Source organism: Pseudomonas sp. MIACH (assembly GCF_001269925.1).
Lineage (GTDB): Bacteria > Pseudomonadota > Gammaproteobacteria > Pseudomonadales > Pseudomonadaceae > Aquipseudomonas.
This window is the reverse complement of record NZ_LHVO01000063.1, coordinates 220,957-239,212: the sequence shown is the minus strand read 5'-3', so window position 1 is coordinate 239,212 and position 18,256 is coordinate 220,957. Positions and strand designations below refer to the sequence as shown.

At 64.7% G+C, this 18,256-nt stretch carries 3 protein-coding genes; all 3 read right to left on the bottom strand.

The genetic code is table 11. The annotated features are described in order from the left end of the window. Positions 1–39: 39 nt before the first annotated feature. Positions 40–13,974, bottom strand: coding sequence for a non-ribosomal peptide synthase/polyketide synthase (locus tag AD670_RS27825; RefSeq protein ID WP_053139760.1), 13,935 nt, complete (start codon positions 13,972–13,974; stop codon positions 40–42). Positions 13,975–14,032: 58 nt separating this feature from the next. Continuing rightward, on the bottom strand, positions 14,033–17,095 hold the full coding sequence (locus AD670_RS27820; RefSeq protein ID WP_053139897.1) for an amino acid adenylation domain-containing protein: 3,063 nt from the start codon (positions 17,093–17,095) through the stop codon (positions 14,033–14,035). Between the two features lie 110 nt (positions 17,096–17,205). Beyond that, positions 17,206–18,252, bottom strand: a complete 1,047-nt coding sequence (locus AD670_RS27815; protein WP_053139757.1) for a TauD/TfdA family dioxygenase — start codon at positions 18,250–18,252, stop codon at positions 17,206–17,208. Positions 18,253–18,256: the final 4 nt, after the last annotated feature.

Genomic DNA, 18,256 nt, shown 5'->3' with positions numbered 1-18,256 from the left:
CGGCGCACTCCGAAGTCAGATAGCGGTCGAGGGCGGGGCTCATTTCTTCGGCCCCAGGCGTTTGAGCAAGGTGTCGAGAGTCGCCTGATTCATGCCCTTGGCCAGCGGGAAGTCCGACGGCATGAGCGTCCCGGCCTGCGGATCGAGGCAGTGTTCGACCAGCGCTTGCAGGTGTTCCAGCAAGCGCGCAGGCAAGCGGCTGTCGGCATCCGGCGTGACGCTGTGCCACTCGATGCGCAGCTCGCCGTCTTCCAGCCAGACCACCACTTCACGGCCGTGGGTCACACGGTTGCCCGTCGCCACGTCCGCCGGTGGCGTCAGGCGGCTGGCGCGCAACCATCCCGGTGGCGTCTGCGCATGGCCCAGATAGTTGAACAACACGTCGCCACGGCTCGGCGGCAGTTCGCCGCGCTGGCGCAACAGCCCAAAGCCGAGGCCTTGGCCCGGTACGCTGCGCAAGGCTTCCTTGGCGTTGCGCACGCGGTCGCCCGGCGCGCCACTGGAGTTCACGCGCAGCGGGAACAGGGTGGTGAACCAACCGACGGTGCGGCTGACATCCAGCCCTTCAAACGGCGCATCGCGGCCATGGCGCTCCAGATCGACGACGATGTCGGCGCGGCTCTCGGCTTGCGCCAAGGTTGCGGCGAGGGCCGCGATCAGCAGTTCTTCCGGTTGCGTGCGATAGGCCGCGTGAGACTCGGTCAGCCATTGATGGGTGCGGTGAGCGTCCCAACGTGCGGCCAGTGTCTGCCGCTCGGCAACCGTGGCCAGCGGTTGGGCAGTGGCCGCAGCCTGGGCATTCCAGTAGCGCCGTTCGGCACTGACGCTGGCCGCATGGGCGTCCAGGTGTTCGGCCCATTGACGGTAGGACGTGGTTTTTGCCGGCAGAGTCGGGTTCTCACCGCGCTCCAGCGCTTCATAGACCTGTTGGAAGTCTTCCAGCAGTGGCGTCCACGACACGGCATCGATCACCAGGTGGTGCGCCACCAGGTACAAACGCTGTGGTGCGCCTTCGAGCAATGCGGCCGCGAACAGCGGGCCGTTTTGCAGGTCCAGGCTTTGCGCGACGTTGTCCAGTTGCTCCAAGCGTTCGCAGCGGACCAACCGCGCCGGTTCGACGGCGGCGATCTGCGCTTGCCAGGCGCCGTCGACTTGATTGAAGCGCAGGCGCAAGGCGTCGTGATGGGCCACCAGTCGGTCCAGCGCCGCTTGCACCTGATCCGCGTGCAGTCGGCGCTCACTGTCGGCCAGCACCGATTGGTTCCAATGTGCGGCGTGCGGTTGCTGTTGATCGAAGAACCACTGATGCAGCGGCATCAGCGGCATCGCGCCGATGACATCGCCCTGTTCGGCCAGGGTCAGCAGTGGGCTCGCCACTTGTGCCAACGCCGCCGGTGTCGGCGAGCGGAACAGGTCCTTCGGCGTGAGCGAGTAACCCTGTTCGCGCAGGTGGGAAATCAGCTTCAGGCCGAGAATGGAATCGCCCCCCAGTGCGAAGAAACTGTCCGAGGTGCCGACTTCACGGCCAGCGCTGAGGTTTTCGCCGAGCAGTTCGCCGAACAACCGGCAGAGCAAGGTTTCCAGCGCATTGCGCGGCGCAACGTAGTCTTCCTGAGACTGCGGCAACGGCAGGGCGGCCAGGGCTTTGCGGTCGATCTTGCCGTTGCTGGTCAGTGGCAGCGCCGGCACCTGGACCCAAACCGCAGGCACCATGTAGGCCGGCAATTGCGCGGCGAGGGCGGTGTCGAGGCCGTTCACGGCGGCGCTGCTGCTGTAGAACGCCACCAGGCGGTTGTCGATCACCAGGGTGCAGGCGCCGGTAACGGCGGGCAGATTCAACAGCGCCGCATCGATCTCACCCAGTTCAATACGCTGTCCACGCAATTTCACCTGATGGTCGAGCCGCCCGAGGTATTCGATGTTGCCATCGGCGAGGAAGCGGCAGCGGTCGCCGGTACGGTACAGGCGATCACCCTCGACAAACGGGCTGGCGAGGAAGCGTTCCTCGGTCAGGTCCGCACGCTTGAGGTAACCACGCGCGACGCCGACACCACCGATGTACAACTCGCCGATGCTGCCGATGGGCAGCGCCTGCATGGCCTCGTCGAGGATGTACAGGCGCAGGTTGGCAATCGGTTTGCCGATCGGCACGATCACGTCGTCCACCGCGCAGCGCCAGACGGACACGTCGATGGCGGCTTCGGTCGGGCCGTACAGGTTGACCAGCGCGGCCGGGTGTTGGCTCATGAAACGGCGCACCAGGTCCACCGGCAATGCTTCGCCGCTGGCAAACACCTGGCGCAGTGTCGTGCAATTGGCAAGGCTTGGCTCGTCGACAAATACACGCAGCATCGACGGCACGAAGTGCAGGGTGGTGACCTGCTCCTGCTGGATCAACTGGCTGAGGTAGGCCGGGTCGCGATGGCCGTCCGGGCGTGCCACCACCAGCGTCGCACCGGTGATCAGCGGCCAGAAGAACTCCCACACCGAGACATCGAAGCTGTAGGGGGTTTTCTGCAGCACGCGGTCGTTCGGGCCAATCGGGAAGGCGTCCTGCATCCAGTGCAAACGGTTCATCAAGGCGCCGTGTTCGTTCATCACCCCTTTGGGCTGGCCGGTGGAACCGGAGGTGTAGAGCACGTAGGCGAGGTCATTGGCGCTGACGCTGATCGGCTCGCCCGTCGGGGCGTTCGGCAGCGTGTCGAGAGTCCAGGCGCGGTGCCCGGCGGGCAAGTGTTGCAACCACTGCGCTTGCGTCAGGGTGACGTGGGCGTCGGCATCGCCGATCAGGAAGGCCAGGCGCGCGGGCGGCAATTGTGGATCGAGCGGCAGCCAAGCCGCGCCGGCATGCACGATACCGAGCAGGGCAACCACCATCTCGACCGAGCGCTCCATGCACACCGGCACGATGGCGCCGCTGCCGATCCCGGCGCCGCGCAGGGCACGGGCGACAGTCTGCGCACGCTGATCCAGCTCGGCATAGCTCAGGCGCTGGCCTTCGAATACCAGCGCCGGCGCGTGGGGCGTCAGCGCGGCTTGTTGGCTCAGGGCCGTGTGCAGGTTGGTCGGGCCGCTGTAGGCCCGTTCGGTGGCGTTCCAGCGCTCCAGTTGCTGTTGATCCTGCTGCTGCGGGAACAACTCGACCAAGGCGCGCGCCGGGTTTGCCACCAGGGCATCCAACAGTTCACACCACTGCGTACTCCAGCGCTGCATTGTCCTTTCGTCAAACAGCGCCGCCTGATATTCCAGCGCCAGGGTCATGTCGCTGCCGTCATCCTGAACTTCCCAGCTCTGTTCGAATTTGGCGTCGATCAGGGGTGGCGCCTGTTCCTCAAGGGTCAGCCCGGGCCATTGACTGCTGTCCATGCGGCCATGATTGAGGGAGAACAACACCTGGAACAGCGGCGTGCGATTCAGGTCGCGGCGCTGGGCCACGGCGCCCACCAGTGTGGCGAACGGCAGGTCGGCGTGGGCCTGGGCGGCGCGCAGGTCGGCTTCAAGGTCGGCGAGCAATTGCTCGGCCGGCGCTTGTTGATCGACTTCGCTGCGAATCACCAAGGTGTTCACCAGACACGCCAGCAGCGCCTGGGACTGCGGCTGGTCGCGCTGATCGGCCGGCGTGCCGAGGCGAATTTCACGCTGGCCGCTGTAGCGCGCCAGCAAGGCACTCAACGCGGTTGCCAGCACCACATACGGCGTGGTCCCGCGTTGACGGGCGAACTGGCGGATCGCTTCGGCGCGCGTGGCACCGAGGCTGACGCTCAGCAGGTGCGCGCGACGATCCGCCTCGGCGCCGCGTGGGCGGTCGAGCGGCAGGTCGAGTTGGTAATCGTCCGGGCCGAGGTGGTTTTTCCAGTAATCCAGGCTGTCGTTGCGACGGGCAAGGGTCTGTGGGTGCTGTTGCCACAGCGCGAAGTCCACATAGTCGATGTCCAGCGCTGCCCAGTCCGGGGATTGGCCATTGAGGCCGGCGCCATAGGCTTGCGCCAGTTCATCAATGAGCAATTGCATCGCCCAACCGTCGGTGGCGCTGTGGTGCAGGCACACCAGTAGCAGGTGCTCATCACTGCCCTGACGTTGCAGCAGGTGCGCGCGCCAAGGTGCGGCGAGCGCCAGATTGAACGGCGACATCAGCTCGGCCTGCGCCTCGCTGCACGCCGAGGCCCAGTCGTGTGCCGCCACCGAGGTGACTGTCAATGCGGGGCCATGATCGTCGATCAGCAACTGCGGCTCGCCGTCGACTTCGATGATGCGGCTGCGCAGCACCAAATGGCGCTCGCTGACCAGCTCAAAGGCTTCACGCAAGGCGTGTACCTTGAGCTCACCACGCAGGCTCAGGGCAAACGGCATGTGGTATTCGCGAGAGTCCGGCACCAGACGGCTGAGCATCCAGAACCGCTGCTGCGCCAGACCCAACGGCAACACGGCCGGGCGTGGTTGTGCCGTGATCAGCTCGCCTGGCGTTGCTGCGCGCAAGTGATCGGCCAAGGCCGCCACGGTCGGTTGCGCGAACACCAGCGCCAGCGGCAGGCTTGCACCCAGGCGTTCACGCACCCTCGCCACCAGGCGGGTGGCCAGCAACGAGTGACCGCCAAGTTGAAAGAAGTGATCGTCGATCCCGACAGTCGGGCAATCCAGCAATTCGGCGAACACTTCGCACAGCACGGCTTGCGTCGCATTGCGCGGCGCGCTAGGCGGTTTGTCGTGGTGTGCATCGGGTAATGGCAGGGCGGCGAGTGCCTTGCGGTCGAGCTTGCCGTTGCTGTTGAGCGGAAGGCTGTCGAGTTGCACCAACAGGCTGGGCAGCATGTGTCCCGGCAGGGTGTCGCTCAGGTGTGTGCGCAGCGAGGCTTCTTCGGCGTTGCCGCACCAGAAACTCACCAGGCGTTCATTAAGCAACAGCGTTGCCGCGTCACGCACAGCGGAATGCGCCAGCAGTTCGGCGTCGATCTCACCCAGTTCAATACGCTGGCCGCGCAATTTCACCTGATGGTCGAGCCGCCCGAGGTATTCGATGTTGCCATCGGCGAGGAAACGGCATCGGTCGCCGGTACGGTACAGGCGATCCCCCTCGACAAACGGGCTGGCGAGGAAGCGTTCCTCGGTCAGGTCCGCACGCTTGAGGTAACCACGCGCGACGCCGACACCACCGATGTACAACTCGCCGATGCTGCCGATGGGCAGCGCCTGCATGGCCTCGTCGAGGATGTACAGGCGCAGGTTGGCAATCGGTTTGCCGATCGGCACGATCACGTCGTCCACCGCGCAGCGCCAGACGGACACGTCAATGGCGGCTTCGGTCGGGCCGTACAGGTTGACCAGCGCGGCCGGGTGTTGGCTCATGAAACGGCGCACCAGGTCCACCGGCAGCGCTTCGCCGCTGGCGAACACCTGGCGCAGTGTCGTGCAATTGGCAAGGCTTGGCTCGTCGACAAATACACGCAGCATCGACGGCACGAAGTGCAGGGTGGTGACCTGCTCCTGCTGGATCAACTGGCTGAGGTAGGCCGGGTCGCGATGGCCGTCCGGGCGTGCCACCACCAGCGTCGCACCGGTGATCAGCGGCCAGAAGAACTCCCACACCGAGACGTCGAAGCTGTAGGGGGTTTTCTGCAGCACGCGGTCGTTCGGGCCAATCGGGAAGGCGTCCTGCATCCAGTGCAAACGGTTCATCAAGGCGCCGTGTTCGTTCATCACCCCTTTAGGCTGGCCGGTGGAACCGGAGGTGTAGAGCACGTAGGCCAGGTCATTGGCGCTGACGCTGATCGGCTCGCCCGCCGGGGCGTTCGGCAGCGTGTCCAGGGTCCAGGCGCGGTGCCCGGCGGGCAAGTGTTGCAACCACTGCGCTTGCGTCAGGGTGACGTGGGCGTCGGCATCGCCGATCAGGAAGGCCATGCGCGCGGGCGGCAACTGCGGATCGAGCGGCAGCCAAGCCGCGCCGGCATGCACGATACCGAGCAGGGCAACCACCATCTCGACCGAGCGCTCCATGCACACCGGCACGATGGCGCCGCTGCCGATCCCGGCGCCGCGCAGGGCACGGGCGACAGTCTGCGCACGCTGATCCAGCTCGGCGTAGCTCAGGCGCTGGCCTTCGAACACCAGCGCCGGAGCGTGGGGCGTCAGCGCGGCTTGTTGGCTCAGGGCCGTGTGCAGGTTGGTCGGGCCGTTGTAGGTCCGTTCGGTGGCGTTCCACTCGACCAATTGGCGCCGGCGTTCCGGCACGGTCAACGGTGACCAGTCGCCAAGGCGAGCCTGGGGAGCGTCGAGCATGGTCTCCAGCAGTTGCTGCCATTGCGTGAGCCAACGCCGCGCCGTGGCTTCGCTGAACAGCGAAGCCCGATACTCAAGCAGTACCGACAGCACGTCGCCGTCATGCACTTCCCAGTTCAGGTCGTACTTGGTGGATTGCGCCGTGACGGCCCGCTCGCGCACCTGCACCTGTGGCCAATCACTGGTCGAGGTCTGGGCGTTCTGCATCACGAACAGCACTTGGAACAGTGGCGTCTGGTGGAGGTTGCGTTCCGGTGCGAGGTGTTCGACGACCTGGTCGAACGGCACATCCTGACGCTGCTGGGCATCCAGTACGGTATTGCGCACCTGTTGCAGCAGGCCTTCGAAATCCAGTTGTGGATCAAGGTCGGCGCGCATGACCAGGGTGTTGATGAAGCAACCGATCAAGGGTTGCAGCTCAGCCAGAGGCCGTTGGGCCACCGGGCTGCCGAAGCGCACATCGCGCTGGTTGGCGTAACGACCCAGCAGCAACTGCGCGGCGCCGAGCATCAGCATGTACAACGTCGCGCCACGTTGCCGGGCGAACTCACGCAAGCGCCCGACCAATTGTGCCGGCAGTTGCACCTGCACGGCGCCGGCAATGGGATCGAGCTGAGTGGGGCGGCCTTGCTCGGTGGGCAGGTCCAACAGGTAATTGCCATCCTCCAGTTGTGCGCGCCAGTACTCCAGCTGACTGGCGAACAGCGCTTGCTGGGCGGGTTCACGCTGCCAGAGCGCGTAGTCCGGGTATTGCAGCGCCAGGTCCGGCAGTGTCGCCACAGTGCCCTGGCATTGCGCGGTATAGAGCTTCGCCAGTTCGTCCAGCAGGTTCTGGCTGGACGCATCGTCGATGGCGCAGTGGTGCACGGTCAGCAACAGCAGCGCCTGGGCATGCTGATGGCGCTGAATCAGCGTGGCACGCACCGGCGTCTGGGCGGCGAGATCGAAACGGTGCCCGGTTTCCGCGTGGATGGCCTCGTCGGTCAGTTGTTGCCAGGCTTCGTCGCTGCTGGCGTCGAGCGTAGTTTCACGCACGATGAGGTTGGCGTTGGCTTCGATCACCAGCGACAACTCGCCGCCGGATTCGCGCACGATGCGGCTGCGCAGGATCTCGTGGCGTTGGATCACGCGGTTAAGCGCCGCTTGCAAGGCAATGGTATTCAGCGCGCCGTCGAACTGCACGGCACTCACCACGTTGTATTCGCCTGCGCCGGTGCTCAATTGTTCGAGGAACCACAGGCGTTGCTGTTCGAACGACAACGGCAAACGGCTTGGGCGCATGGCCGCAACAAAGGTCGCTGCCGGCGTTTTCAGCGGCTGCCCCAGGAGGGCGGCCAAGGCGCTGAGGGTCGAGTGTTCGAACACCGCGCGCAGAGGCGGCACCGTGGCGAATTGTTGGCGCAGACGCGCAAACAGCACCGCCGCCAGCAACGAATGCCCGCCGAGGTAGAAGAAGTGACTGTCGCGCCCGATCTGCGCCAACGGCACATTCAGCAGCTCGGCCCACAAGGCCGCGAGTTGTTGTTCGGCAACGCCGCGTGGCGGGTCTTGCGCGTCCGGCTCGGCCTGGATGTCCGGCGCCGGCAAGGCCTTGCGATTGAGCTTGCCGTTGTCGGTCAGTGGCAATTCGTCCAGCAGCACGAACGCCGATGGCACCATGTAATCGGGCAGGGCGGCGCCAATGGTTTTGCGCCAGGCATTGAGGTCTGCGGGTTGATCGCAGGTGACGTACGCCACCAGGCGTTTGTCGCCGGGCACGTCTTCACGGGCCAGCACCACGGCTTGACGCACACCCGGCTGGGCGCCGATCAAGGCTTCGATTTCCCCCAGTTCTACGCGGAAACCGCGGATTTTCACCTGATGGTCCATGCGCCCGAGGTATTCGAGCTGGCCATCCGGCAGCCAGCGCACCAGGTCACCGGACTTGTACATCCGCGCACCGGCCTGAGGCGAAAACGGATCGTTGATGAACACCTTGGCGGTCTGTTCGGTGCGGTTCAGATAACCCCGCGTCACGCCGGCGCCGCCAATGTGCAGTTCCCCTGGAACGCCCACCGGCATCGGATTGAGGAAGGCATCGAGGACGTAGGTCCGTACGTTGGCTATCGGGCGGCCAATGATCGGGCGGGCCGGGAAGTCATCCACCGCGCAAGCGGTCGCATCCACCGTGCATTCGGTCGGGCCGTAGGTGTTGAAAAAGCGGCTGCCGGCAATCGCTGGCAGTCGTTGCCAGAGCTGCGCGTCCACGGCGTCGCCGCCGAACAGCACAAAGCGCGGCAAGTACACTTCGCCACGGCGCACGCCATCGCTTTCCAGCAACGCCTTGAGTTGCGCCGGGGTGCATTCGAAGGCCTCCAGGCGGGTCTCGCGGAAAAACGCTGCCAGGGCGTCGGGGTCGTAGCGCACCGCTTCCGGGGTCAGATACAGGCTGTGGCCGTCGAGCAGCAGAATCAGCTCGGCCACCGAACTGTCGAACGCGAACGAGTAGTTGAAACTGGTGCGCATCGGCTGATCGGTATAGCGGCGGTACAACCCATGAATTCGCGCCCACGCCAGGTTGACCACCGACCCCTGGGTGACGAGGGTACCTTTGGGCTTCCCGGTCGAACCCGAGGTGTACATGATGTAGGCGAGGTCGTCCGGCCCGGCCAGCGGCACGGGGTTGGCATCCGGTTGATCGGCGAACAGGTTCGCATCGCTGTCCAGGCGCAAGCGTGGCAGTGCGGCGCCCAGGTGCTCCAGCAAACCGTGCTGGCCGAGGAACAATGCCGGTTGCGCGTCTTCGAGCATGTAGGCCAGGCGGTCCACCGGGTAGCTCGGGTCCAGTGGCACATACGCGCCACCGGCCTTGAGAATGCCCAGCAAACCGATCAACAGCTCCAGCGAACGTTCGACACACAGTGCCACCGGACTGTTGGCCACGACGCCGCGGCTGCGCAGGTAATGTGCGACCTGGTTGGCGCGGCGGTTCAGTTCGGCGTAGCTCAGGCGCTGCCCTTCGAAGCACAACGCATCGCGTTCTGGCGTGCGTTCGGCCTGTTGCTCAAACAATTGGGCGAACGTCAGGTGCCGGGGCACCTGCATGTCGGTGCGGTTCCACTCGACCACGGTGCGCTGCCATTCCGCCGCCATCAGCAGCGGCAAGGCGGCCACCGGACGTTGCGGTTCGGCGAGCATCTGTTCGAGCAGGTGTTCCAGGCGCGCAAGGGTCTGGCGCGCACTGTCGGCGGCGAACAGGTCGAGGGCGAACATCAGCTCCAGTTGAATAGGGGCATTGGCCGGACAGAGCACGTGCAAGTCCAGATCGCATTCGCTGTGGCGTAGCGGCGTGTCGAGGGCGTTGAAATCCAGCCCGGGGAAGCGCAACTGCGACTCCATCGCCAGTTGCTGCGCAACCATCACCTGGTAAAGCGGTGCATGGCTGAGGCTGCGTGGCAGTTGCAGGCTATCGACCAATTGCTCGAAGGGCAGGTCCTGATGTTGCAGACCTTCGCCCAAGCGTTTGGCCACTTGACCGACCACTGCGGTGAAGTCGGCTTGGGCTTCGAAGTCGGCGCGGATCGCCAGGTTGTTCAGCAAAATGCCAAGCAAGCCTTCGGTGCCCGCTTGTTCGCGGTGGGTGACCGGGGTGCCGATCAACACGGTGGCATCGCCGCTCAAACGGTGCATCAACACGGCAAAACCGGCAAACAGCACAGTGAACGGCGTCGTGCCCAAACGGCTGGCAAAGGCTTGCACCCGGCCACTGAGCTCGGCGCTGAGCTCACGTTGCACGAGGCCGGCGCGGTAGGTTTGCACCGATGGCCGCGGGTAGTCTGTCGGCAGGGCCAGCAACGGGCTGCCTTCGCTGTCGCGGCGCTCCAGCGTGGTGGTCCAGTAATCGAGTTGACGCGCGAGCTCGGCACCTTGCAGGTGTTCGCGCTGCCACAGGGCGAAGTCAGCGTATTGCACCGGCAGGGGGGCAAGATCGGCAGGTTTTCCAGCGCAGCGGGCTTGGTAACCCAGCGCCAGTTCGCGCAGGGCGATGGTGGCTGACCATGCGTCCGACACCATGTGATGCAGGGCGATGCCCAACACGTGCTCCCCTGGCGCCAGGCGCAACAGGCGTGCGCGCAGCAGTGGCGGCTGGGTCAGGTCGAAAGGCTGCTCGAAGGTGTCTTGCAACGCCTTGAACTGCGCGCCTTCGCGAGCGGTGCTCGCCAGCGCGGACAAATCCTCGAACGGCAGCGCAATGCTCAGCGCATCGCTGATGTGCTGGCACGGCACACCGTCGTTGCTGCGAATGCCGGTGCGCAGGATTTCATGGCGCACCAGCAAGTCATTGAGGCTGGCGTGCAGCGCGTCGACGTTGAGTTCACCGTTGAGGTGCAGGGCGAACGGAATGTTGAACAGCGTCGTCCCCGGCGTCAGTTGCTCGATGAACCAGAGGCGTTGTTGTGAAAAGGACAGTGGCAGCAGCGCAGGGCGATTGTGGGCTTTCAGCGCGTGGGAGGCGCTGGCGGGCGGCGTTGAAGCTGCGGCCTGACGTGCGGCGATGGCCACGGCCAGCAACGCGACCGTCGGTTGCTCGAACAACACGCGCAACGGCAGGTCGAGTTTGAAGTGCGCACGCAGGCGCGCCACGATCTGGGTGGCCAACAGCGAGTGGCCGCCCAGGGTAAAGAAGTTGTCTTCCACGCCCACGCTGTCGCGCCCAAGCACTTGAGCCCAGACGTTCGCCACGGCAGCTTCCAGTTCGTTTCGCGGTGCAATGCTTTCCCGGGTGTCGGCTTCCCAGTGCAGTTCCTGGGCCGCGAGTGCCTTGCGATCGACCTTGCCGTTGTTGTTGAGCGGCAAGCGCTCCAGGCACACGAAGGCCGCTGGCACCATGTAGGGCGGTAATTGCGCGCGCAGGTGCTCGGTCAGCCCTTCGTTGCCCAGTGTCGCGTCATGCGCCGACCAGTAGGCGACCAGCCAGGCTTCGCCCGAGGCGTTTTCGCGGAGCAGCACAGCGGCTTCACGCACATTCGGGTGTTGCGCCAGACGGTGTTCGATTTCGGTCAGTTCGATGCGGTGGCCGCGCAGTTTCACTTGTTGGTCACGCCGCCCCAGGTATTCGATCACGCCGTCCGCACGCCAGCGGCCGAGGTCGCCCGTGCGATAGATGCGGTCTTGCAGTTGCGGGTGGTCGATGAACGCCTCGGCGGTGCGCTGTGGATCGTGCAGGTAGCCACGGCCCACGCCCACGCCCCCGACACAGATTTCCCCGGCCACACCGACCGGTACCGCACGCAGGTACTCATCCAGGACGTACAGGCGGTTGTTGGCGGTTGGCCGGCCGATCGGCATGTGGCTGACGTCGGCGTGCGGCGCTTGGAAGATCGGTTGGAATGCCACGTCGTCGGCGCACTCGGCCGGGCCGTAGGCGTTCATCAGGGCGATATCGGGGAAACGTGCGAACCAGTCCCGGGCCACGGTCGGCGGCAGGGCTTCACCGGTTGGCAGTACCCAGCGCAGATCCGGTAAGTGCAGATCGCAGGGGCACAGGGCGAGCAGGGTGCGCATCAGGCTCGGCACAATTTCCAGCACACTCAGGCGTTCGCTGGCGAGTACATGCAGCAGGCGTTGCGGGTCGTGCGCGACTTCGTCCGGGAGGATGTGGACGGTGGCGCCGAGCGCCGGCGCGGCGAGTAACTGCCACACGCAAATGTCGAAGGCCACCGATGCGGTCTGTGGAATCCGCGCCTCGGCGTTCAGTCCCAGGGACGGCACCTTGCCGAAGATATTATTGAGCATGCCGCGCTGCTCGATCATCACGCCTTTGGGCGTCCCCGTCGAACCGGAGGTGAACAGCACGTAGGCCAGGCTGTCCGGGCGACCGAGCCATGGCAGCGGTGCATCGTTGCCGGAGGCAAAACACGCTTCGGCGAACAACGCCTCGGGCGCCTGGTCGAGACCGCCGAGCACCTGATCAAGCAACGCACTGCACGCGTCGCTGGCGACCAGTAACGGCGCGCGGGACAGGCCAATGATCTCGCGCAGACGCTCCGGCGGATGATTGATCTCAAGCGGCAGCATCGCACTGCCGGTCTTGAACACGGCGATCATCATGCTCAACAGCGTAAGACCGCGCGGCGCCAGCAGCGCGACCAGTTGGCCTTCGCCGGCACCGGCTTCGCGCAAGGCGTGGGCCAGTCGCGTGGCGCGCTGATCCAGTTCGCGGTAAGTCAGTGACTCACCGTTGCAAACGGCGGCAACCTGGCCCCCGCGCTCGGCCACTTGCGCGGCAAACAGCTCGGCGTAGCTTTTATCCAGGGGGAAGTCGTGTGGGTTGACCGCCCATTCGTCGAGCAACTGCTGACGCTCATCGGCCGCCAGCAGCTCGAAGCTGCCCAACTGAGCGTCAGGCGCGGCGAGCATGTCGCGCACGAGGCTGGCGATATGGCCGAGCAGGCGTTGTACGGCGGGTGCGTCGAAACGTTCACGGTCGTAAGACACGCGAATGCCCAGTTGCTCGCCGGGCAGAATCACCACGGTCAGGCCGTAGTGCGTATGCACGCTGTGGTCCATGCCGTCGAGGCTGAACTGGAAACCACCTTCGAGAATCTGTTCATCGATGGGGGCGTTTTCGAACACCAGAATGCTGTCGAACAGGGTTTCGCCGCGAGGGAAATCGCTCCAGCCCTGGATATCGGTGAGCGGCGTGTGTTCAAAGTCGCGCATATCGACGTTCACGCCTTGCAATGCGCTGAGCCAGTCGCCCAGCGATGCATCGGGATCAACCGAAACGCGCAACGGCAAGGTGTTGATGAACAGGCCGATCATTTCTGCGACGCCGGACAGTTCTGCCGGACGCCCGGCGACCGTGACACCGAAGATGACTTCACGTTGGCCGCTGTAACGCGACAGCAGCAGCGACCAGACGCCCTGGAAGAACGTGTTCGGGGTGATGCGCTGGGCGCGACAGAATGCGCCCAGCGCCTGGGTTTGCGATTCAGTCAGGTGAATCAGTTGGTCGTCCACCAGGACCGCGTCTGTGTAGCGGTCACGGGCCACGCCGTTGTCCACGGTCAGTGGGGTCGGCGCATTGAGGCCCTGTAGCTGGCGGCGCCAGAACTGCTCGGCCTTGCCGGCGTCCTGGCGTTGCAGCCACTGGATGTAGTCGCGAAACGGCCGTGGGCTCTTGAGTTCCGGCGTGCGGTCATTACACAGTGCTTCGTAGACGTTGAGGAAGTCCACGGTCACCAGGGAAATGCACCACGCGTCCATCAGAATGTGGTGGAAGCTGCGAATGAACTCGTAGGTTTCGTCGGCCAGGCGCACCAGCCGGAAGCGAATCAGCGGCGGTTTCGACAGGTTGAAACCGACTTTCTGTTCCTCTTCAAGCAACGTGCGGATTCGCGCTTGCTGTTCGTGTGCCGCGAGGCCGCGCAGGTCGAGGGTGTCGAGCGGCACCTTGACCTCGCGATGGATCACCTGCACCGGTTGCTTCTGGGTTTTCCACTGGAAACTGGCGCGCAGGGAAGGGTGCAGCGCCACGACCTGGCGCCATGATTCGAGGAACGCAACCTCGTCAATGGCGCCGCCGATGCGGTAGCGATCCTGCATCAGATACACGCCGGAGTCTTCGTGCAGCAGCGAGTGGAACAACATCCCTTGCTGCAACGGCGACAGTGGATAGATGTCTTCAATCGGGTTGGCAGTGGTTTTTTCGGTGGTCATTGAAAGCGTCCTGCAAAAATAGGGGCTGCGGCAACGGCATGACGACGAGGGCAATCCATCACAGGTCGGACTCGTTCAATTCGGCCATCAACGCCTGCATTTCGTCATCGGACAGGCCTGACGCGCTGAACTCGGTGCTCTCGGGCTGCGCTTCTGCCGCGCCCGCGACCAGTGGCTGCGCGACTTCGGCCATGGCGGCGATGGTCTGGCGTTCGAAAACGTGTTTGGCCGATAGCGCGATGCCTTGCTCATGGGCCTGCGCCACCACTTGCAGGCTGAGAATCGAGTCGCCGCCGATGGCAAAGAAGTTCTCGGTGACGCTCACGTTCGACAGCTTCAGGACTTTGCCGACGATGGCTTGCAAGGTGGTTTCCATGGCATTGCGCGGGGCCACATGGCTGTTCTCGTCGAGCTGGTCCGGGTCGGGCAATTGGCGGGTGTCGAGCTTGCCGTTGGGGGTGCGCGGGAAGGTCGCCAGGGTCAGCACCTTCGCCGGCACCATGTAGGACGGCAGGCGTTCGGCGAGGAAGCCCTTGATCGCCTCGGAGTCCGGCGCGTAGCCATGAGCTGCGAGGATGTAGGCGAGCAGGCGTTTGCCGGCAGCGTGTTCCTGCACGATCACCGCCGCTTCGCGCACGTCGCTGTGGCTGCACAGTTGGCGTTCGATTTCGCCGAGCTCGATGCGGTAGCCGCGCAACTTGACCTGGTGGTCCTTGCGGCCGAGGAACGCCAGGCGTCCATCCGCCAGCCAGCAGGCGAGGTCGCCCGTGCGGTAGGCGCGGGTGCCGTCGGCCAGAGTGACGAAGGCTTTGGCGGTTTCTTCAGGTTTATTTCGATAACCGCGTGCCAGCGTCGGGCCGGCGAGGACGATTTCGCCGGTTTCGCCGATGCCGCTGGCGATGCCGTGCTCGTTCAGCACGCGCAGGTCCATGCCGGCAATCGGTCGGCCAATGGTCAGCGTGCGGTTGGGCTCCAGTACCTCATAAGTGGCCCAGACCGTGGCTTCGGTGGGGCCGTATTCGTTGACCAGGCGCGCCTGCGGCAGCGTTTTACGGTGTTGCGCGACCAGTGAAGGCGGGCAGGCTTCGCCGGCCACGATCCAGCACTCGAAACTGTCGGCGCCGTGGGTGCGCTGCAACTGGTCGAGCAGCGCCTGGTAGAGCGAGGGCAACGACAGTCCGTGGCTGACTTGATACTGGCCGATCAGGTGGGCCAGGCGTGGCATGTCCAGCTCTTCGCCGGGGGCGGGCAAGACCAGGCGCCCGCCTTGGGCCAGGGTCCAGAAAATCCCGGCTACCGAGCTGTCGAAGGCAAACGAGGACAGCAGTAGATACGCGCGCACCGGTGCGTCATAGGCCGCCATGCGGACCTGGGTCGAGTAGCTCAGTGCGCCGTGGCTGATTTCCACGGCCTTGGGTGCGCCGGTGGAGCCCGAGGTGTAAATCAGGTAGGCCAGGTCATCCGCGCCTGGCATCGGCAGTTGCGGCAGGTCGTGGCTGCTCGGCGGCGTCAGGTCGTCGAGGACGAATCGGCGCAGGCTGGCCGGCACACTGTCGGCCAGCCCGGCGCTGACCACGATGTGCGCAATGGCGCTGTCGGCGAGCATGTAGGCGCGGCGATCTGCGGGGTAGGCAGGATCAACGGGGACATAAGCACCACCGGCCTTGAGCACCGCAAGCATGGCGACAATGGCCGCGTTGCTGCGCGCAAACAGAATGCCGACCGGTACGCCGGCGCCGATGCCGGCCGCCACCAACTGACGCGCCAGATGCGTTGCACAGGCATCCAGGTCGGCATAGCTGAGGTCGCCATCCTGGTCGCTCAGGGCAATCGCATCGGGCTGTTGCGCGACCTTGCGGGCAATCAGCTCAACCAGGGTCACTTGTTCGATGACCGGCGATTCCGCTTGCGTCGCGATGATCTGTGTTTGCAGCGGGCCGCTCAACGGCAGCTGTGCCCAGTCCTGTTGCGGGTTGGCCAGCGCGCTCTGAAGCAGTTGCAACCATTGCTCGGCGAGGCACGTGGCGGCCTCGTGGCTCAGCAGGTGTTGGTCGAACACCACGTGGGTCTGTAGGCGGTCGGGCAATTGGCGGATGTTCAGGCACGCCTTGACCGGGGCCATCACCGCACTGGCATGGTGTTCGCGGGCATCGCCCACACGCCAGGCGAAGGCATAGCCGCCGTCCAGGTTCAGGGTGTAATAGTCCTGCCAGCCCACCGCGCACTCGATCATGTCGCCGACGTGCCGGCTTTGCTCCAGCAGGGTCGACTGCGCAGCGAGCTCAATGCGCAGCGGCAGGCATTGTTCGAACAGGCCCAGGGCGAATTCCAGTTCTGCACCACGGCTCTCATGGATCAGCGTCAGCGGGACTTGCTGCTGGCCGGCAAGACGTCCGAGCACCGCCGCCCAGGCCGTCAGCATCAGGTTGGCCGACAGAGCCGGGTTTTGCGCAAGCTCAAGGGGCAGCGGCAAGTGCACGAGGGCCGGGGCAAAGCCTTGGCCGCTGACGGACTCAAGGGACAGCTGCAAAGCCGGTTGTTCGGTTTCGCTCAGGGGCTTCCAGAAACTCACGCCCGGATGATCCGGGGCGTCTTCCACCAGGCTCCAGCGCCACTCGGCGTAGTCGGCGTATTGCAGGGCTTCGCTGACATCCTCTGGGGTGTCCTGCAACAACAGATTGGCCAAGTGTTCCAGGCTGAGCAGGTCGAAGTGGCTGCTCGCAGCGGCGAGGTCCAGCAGGCATTGTTCATCCGACAACTGCACCAGCGTGACGGCCAGTGGTTCGGACCACTCGCGCGATTCGGTGGCGAGACGCTTCAATACAGCCGCTTGATCGGCGGCGTTCAACTGACGCAGGTCCTGCACGGCGACGGTCGGTGCACCGCTGTCGTGGATCACCTGGACCGGATGCCGCAGGCCCGGCACGGGCGTCAGCCGCGTGCGCAGGATTTCACTGGCGCTGGCCAGGGCCTGGAGACGCTGACTTAGCCTGTCGGCGTGCAGTGGCCGCGAAACGCACCACTGCAAGTGGCAACAGAACGGATGTTCGGTGGCGCCGTTGATGTGCGGGTACACAGAAGCCTGCTGCGGCGAAATTCGAAAACCTTGGAGTCCGCTCATGTTCAACTCGACTGGAAATTGGGCTTGAAAGCGGGGCACGCCAGCGGCGCCATGGCGTGCCCGTCAATAAAGGACACGCCACCGGCCAATCACCGGAGCACCCGTTGAAATCAGACGGCGACGTCGCTCTGCAGCAAGGCTTCCGCCATGCCGGTCATGATGGCGCGCTTGCCGGTAAAGGGTTCGCGACCGTGCACGGCGAGCATGTTGTCGATAAACAACACGTCGCCTTGCTGCCAGCTGAACTTCACCAGTGAGTCGAGGTAAGCGGCGCGCAGCGACTCCAGCACATCGGCTTCGATGGCCTCGCCGTCGCCGTAGAAGGTGTTGGTCGGCAGGTCAAGATCGGTGAAGTTGCTTTGCAGCGAGTCGCGAATCGACGGCGGTAGGGTGCTGATGTGAAAGAACGTCGCGTGGTTGAACCAGACCTCTTCGCCGGTGCGCGGATGGCGCACCACTGCCGGGCCACGCTGACGAGTGCGCAGGCGGTTGTTGTCTTTCCATTCCACTTCGATACCAACGCTGGCGCAGTAGGTCTCGACTTCCTGGCGGTCTTCGGACTGGAACACGGTTTGCCATGGCAGGCCGAAACCATCGCCGTAGTTGCGTACGTACAACACGCCTTTCTCACGGAAGCGCGCTTGGATTTCAGGGCTGATCCGCGACTTCACCGCACGGGTCGAGCCGATTGGCGTTTCGCCACCGGTCTCGGACGGAAGATGGCAATAGAAGAACAGGCGCAGCGGGAAACGCGGCGAATAGGAGTGTTCGTTGTGCGCAAAGATCATCTGGTCGGCCGGGTAGTCGGTCGAGGTGTAGATGTTGCCGCCGACCCGGGTGCGCGGCGAGGCGCGGAACATGTATTCCAGTGCGCCGGGAGAGAGCGCGGCGATCACCTGGTCGAACTGCTCCACGGACCCTACCGAAAAACCGCGGAACAGCACGGCGCCGTACTGGAGCAGCTTCTGTTCGATGCTTTCGCGCTCGCGGGTGGCCCAGGCAACCAGATCGACACCACTGACGGCGGGTTCGATCACCAGCGGCAGGGCGTGGTCCGGGCTGAGCAGACGCTCGCTGACCAGTTGCTGTTCCGAGACGTTCATGGCTTTGCGACGCACGGCGCCGAGGGCGCGAGGCGATGGGGGCACGATAGACATAAAG

What these genes read in the sequence shown, in the direction of transcription:
- AD670_RS27825 (WP_053139760.1), bottom strand. Translation starts at nt 13,974, where the DNA reads ATGACCACCGAAAAAACCACTGCCAACCCGATTGAAGACATCTATCCA.
- AD670_RS27820 (WP_053139897.1), bottom strand. Translation starts at nt 17,095, where the DNA reads ATGAGCGGACTCCAAGGTTTTCGAATTTCGCCGCAGCAGGCTTCTGTG.
- AD670_RS27815 (WP_053139757.1), bottom strand. Translation starts at nt 18,252, where the DNA reads ATGTCTATCGTGCCCCCATCGCCTCGCGCCCTCGGCGCCGTGCGTCGC.